We start from the raw sequence: 4,503 nt of genomic DNA, 5'->3' as shown, positions 1-4,503 counted from the left end.
GTTAAGTACATTGTTTTTCAAACGCTATCGGCGACATATAGCCAATGCTACTGTGTAACCGTGTTCGATTATAAAAGTACTGAATATATTTTCTGAGCTTCTCTCGTAAGTGACTTAAGTTAGCAATCGGTGCATCTTTGATTAACTCGCCCTTAAGCGATTTAAAGAACGACTCGACTTCTGCATTATCCGTGCATTTCCCTGGCCGATTCATGCTCTGCTCAATACCGTGTTCCGCCAGTAAATGTCGCACCCTATCCGCACAATACTCGCGCCCTCTGTCTGTATGAAATAGCAGCCCCCGTTTAGGCTTTCGGCTAGCGAGTGCTTTGACGATAGTGAACATCGTCAAGTTTGAATCGAGTCTGTCGCTGAGCGCCCAGCTAAGTACCTTTTTTGAGTAAACATCAATCACTACCGCTAAGTAGCCCCATCGGTTTCCTACTTTTATATAGGTAACATCCGCAGTCCATTGTTGATTGATTTTGCTCGCCTTTTCTTGTTCTAAGCGTCGATTGACGAGTCCTTTAAAGAACGTCCGACTCTTTTGCCGACGACGGTAAACACGGTCCACTCTCGCCTTTAAACCGGCTTCTCGCATCAAGCGGGCCACACGCTTACGACTCACTGCGAGACCTTTTGCCTTCAACGCCGCATGGATTTTAGGACTCCCATATCTGCCTTCGCTTTTACGGTAGATGAACGCTATCTCTGCGCCTAGCTCACTATCTGCGCGCGCGTGTCCTGACTGTCCGCGGCATTGCCTTCAACGCCGCATGGATTTTAGGACTCCCATATCTGCCTTCGCTTTTACGGTAGATGAACGCTATCTCTGCGCCTAGCTCACTATCTGCGCGCGCGTGTCCTGACTGTCCGCGGCTTAGCCAATCATAATAGCCACTACGAGACACAGACAGGTGCCTACACAGCTTCTTTACTGAGTAAACATCACTATAATGCTTTACGAATTGGTAGGCTTGCGCCTTTGTTCTGCTTGAAAGCGTTGCCACTTTTTTAAGATATCGTTCTCCTCTTCAAGCTCTGTGATCCGTCGCTTGAGTGCCGATAACTCATCATTCGCCTTGTCTGGCTTAACTTTATTTTTTAGGGACTTGACCATACCAAACTCTCCATCTCGATACGCTTTACGCCATTTCGATAGCATGAATGGATGGATATCAAGCGCCTCTGCAACCGACTTCACTGTTCGATGCGTTTCATAGCTCCATTCAACCACTTTCAGTTTGAAGTCTAGTGAATATTGCGCTGTCTTTTTACCCGTTTTATAGGCTGGCATACTGACCTCCTCAGGTCGTCGATGCGTGTCCAGTAAAACGGATCAAGTCCAGAATCACTCTTAAATTTATTGTTATGTTCATAGCTAAAATAAACGAACTAACGAGCCATAGCCACTAACTAAACCTCCAAGCACTAGAAGTGATATGCCCATATATTCATCTTTGACAGCTCTGATAACAGGGTTAACTTTACTAGCATCTTTCATTTGATGAATTGAATTAAAACTACCCATCTTCTTATAATACTTATTAAAAGCAGCGTTAGGATTTGAGGCATCGCTGATGAAATTATGCTTGAGCGTCAAAAGTAATCCGATAATAGAAACCACTGAACCTGATCCTGAAAAAATTGCAACATTACCAAACATACAAGCATAAAAATAGGAGTAGTACATTACGGTGATTGAAGCCGCTAAAGATACTTCCCTCTGCATCAACGTTTTAACCCAGCCTTTGTTCAGATAAAACTTCGGCCACTTGTCCATTTTAACTAGTTCAGTGCCTTCCAATTTTCCTCCTGAACATAACGCCGAGCACAGCGGCGCGAGTTTGCGAGCGTCCGGCGGCCATCGGCCGCGAACTGCTGCGACTTGTTATAACTTACGCCCGAATATGACATCGTTGTGATACGAAATGCTATGCTCAGATATCTCATGGCCTTCCACAGTCCGCAAATCTGAGAGAGTTAATTGAATTGCACCATAATCACAGAGAACATGGTGATTCGGGCATAGCACTATCACATTACCCGGGACATCAGACCCATTGTGTGGAACGCCCAACGGTATTATGTGATGAGCTTCAGAATAAGTTTTCCCGTCAGATAAACTAACCGCCATTCCACAAATCTGACAGCGATCCTGATTCAATACTTTAATCTTCCTCGCCAGAACCGTGTCCCGCAGAACCCGATATGTCAGAGAATACGCACGGCCAGGCTCCTCAACACCCTCTGGTAAATCCAAGGCCTTTGGCGTCTCCTCCAAGTACGAGCGTAAACCCCAAACACCAGCGCCTAAACCTTCCACAGAAAAGAAAAGGTCTCGCCCTCCTTTAAAGCCGGCAGAATCAGACGAAAGATCCTGAATACGCCTTCTGACAACTGACTTCCATGTACTCGGAAGCCCAGTACGAATCTGCTCAATCTCGGCATAAAGTGCGTCGTAGCTCGCACTTCCACCAAGATTTTCAAATGCTTTGATAATATCTGTATCCCAACTTGACATCAGGACTCCCCGTTATAACATTGTATTAGTGCGCGCGCTCGATCTTCCAAAACCGTTACACGCGTCTTTTTTCATCTAACTACTTATTATTAAACACATTTATAGCAATTAAAGCAATCAGCTCGTCTGCGAAAGTGTGCATGCCGCCTGTCACGGTTGAGGCGTTCACATTATCCCGAAACAGTACAAGCTAACCCATAACGCGTTACCACGCAGGAGCGTGGGAACGAGGTGATAAGACCGCAGCGGCAATAAATTGGCTTCAACACCCACGCTACCGCCCTCTGGTTGGCGGCGTCCAAAAGGCCTTACAGGGCGATTTTTTGTGGGCTAGGTTATCAGATGCTGGGCAGTGTGTTTAGGCAAAGGCGTCTAAAATGTTGGCGCGGTCAGGGTTTGGGGATTTGTGGGGGCATAAATGCAAAAAAGCCGCTGACTGAGCAGCGGCTTTTTTATATGTGGCGGAGAGATAGGGATTTGAACCCTAGAAGGGCTATTAACCCTTGCCGGTTTTCAAGACCGGTGCTTTCAACCACTCAGCCATCTCTCCGGAACGCCGCGTATATTATTGGGTTCGCTTTGGCTTGTAAACCCTTTATTTACCGCTTCTTGTCTGTTCGCTCAAGCTGTGATCATCTTGGCGAATATGTTAGCAAAAGGCGATTAGCTTGCCGCCAATCGCCCTGCTTTTACTGAGACACGTTAGCTGAGTCTCTTTACTGCGCAATGTTTATAGCGCGATAAAAATACCCGCCAATGCCGCACTCATTAGGTTGGCAAAAGTGGCAGCAATCACCGCGCGCACGCCTAAGCTTGCCACATCTTTGCGGCGCTCTGGCACCATGGCACCAATCGAGCCAAGTTGAATGGCAATCGAGCCAATATTGGCAAAACCACACAAAGCAAAAGTCACAATCACCTGGCTTTGCACCGACAGGTTGGCTTTAATATCGGCAAAGGATAAGAAGGCGACAAACTCATTAAGCGCAATCTTCTGTCCCAAGAGGTTGCCGACATCAAATACTTCATGCACGGGTACGCCGGTAAGCAGCGCCAGGGGTGAGAACAGGTAACCAAACAACATTTCTAGGCTTAAGCCGTCAATGTCGACCAGCTCCCCTAAACTACTCAGCCCGGCGTTTAGCATCGCAATCACACTGATAAAGGCCACCAGCATGGTGCCGACCGCAACCGCGACTTTCATGCCGTTCATCGCACCGCTAGCCAATGCATCAATCGCGTTTGCTTGGTCGCTATCGCTGATCTCAACCTGGCTTTGCTCGGCCGGTGTTTCGGTCTCTGGGACGATGATTTTGGCCATCAATAGCCCACCCGGTGCCGCCATAAAGCTCGCCGCAATCAGGTATTTTAAATCTACACCCATCGCGGCATAACCGCCAAGCACACTACCGGCCACCGAGGCCATACCGCCGACCATCACTGCAAATAGCTCTGAGCGAGTCATTTTGCTAAGAAAAGGGCGAACCACCAAAGGAGATTCGCCCTGAGAAAGAAAGATGTTACTGGTGGCTACCAGCGATTCAGCTCGACTGGTGCCGAGTAATCGCTGTATGCCCCCGCCGAGCAATTTAATAACCCACTGCATAATGCCGAGATGATAAAGGAGAGAAATCAGCGCACTGATAAAAATGATTAACGGCAAAACTTTAACAGCGAAGATAAATCCATCATTGGCCAGCGGACCAAATACAAATTCGATGCCTTCGTTGGCGAACGATAACAACTTAGCCGCGCCATTGCTCATTGAGCCCAGCATGGCTTGCCCAAAGGGGATATAGAGCACTAACGCCGCGAAACCGGCTTGCAAACCAAACGCGCCGAGCACGGTACGCCAATTGATAGCTTTACGGTTAGTGGAAAATGCGCACGCGCACAGAACCAGAGCGACGAGACCTGCCGCACTATAGAGGAGTTGCATAAATAGATTACCTTGCCGTGTTGTATTGCGTGTTGTATTG

4 protein-coding genes, 1 tRNA gene and 1 pseudogene are annotated in these 4,503 nt (G+C 47.7%); all 6 read right to left on the bottom strand.

The genetic code is table 11. The features are described 5' to 3' along the window. Position 1 precedes the first annotated feature (1 nt). Positions 2-736, bottom strand: a pseudogene (locus BZG14_RS14795) (IS3 family transposase); the annotation flags it as partial. Between the two features lie 225 nt (positions 737-961). Further along, complete coding sequence (locus BZG14_RS14790) at positions 962-1,297, bottom strand: transposase (protein WP_077609101.1); 336 nt, start codon at positions 1,295-1,297, stop codon at positions 962-964. A gap of 84 nt (positions 1,298-1,381) precedes the next feature. After that, positions 1,382-1,807: a hypothetical protein gene (locus tag BZG14_RS14785; protein WP_077609100.1), complete on the bottom strand. Its 426-nt coding sequence runs from the start codon at positions 1,805-1,807 to the stop codon at positions 1,382-1,384. An 84-nt stretch (positions 1,808-1,891) separates the two neighbouring features. Continuing rightward, positions 1,892-2,524 carry an HNH endonuclease gene (locus BZG14_RS14780; RefSeq protein WP_077609099.1) on the bottom strand — a complete coding sequence of 211 codons (633 nt, stop codon included), beginning with the start codon at positions 2,522-2,524 and terminating at the stop codon, positions 1,892-1,894. 459 nt (positions 2,525-2,983) lie between these two features. Then, a tRNA-Ser gene (locus BZG14_RS14775) sits at positions 2,984-3,074 on the bottom strand. 180 nt (positions 3,075-3,254) lie between these two features. Next, entirely contained in the window at positions 3,255-4,463 is a 1,209-nt protein-coding gene (locus BZG14_RS14770; protein ID WP_077461092.1) for a NupC/NupG family nucleoside CNT transporter, read from the bottom strand. Between the last annotated feature and the right edge of the window lie 40 nt (positions 4,464-4,503).

Source organism: Salinivibrio sp. IB282, from assembly GCF_001995685.1.
Lineage (GTDB): Bacteria > Pseudomonadota > Gammaproteobacteria > Enterobacterales > Vibrionaceae > Salinivibrio > Salinivibrio kushneri.
The sequence above is the reverse complement of the archived record's forward strand: the minus strand, read 5'-3'. Positions and strand labels throughout refer to the sequence as shown.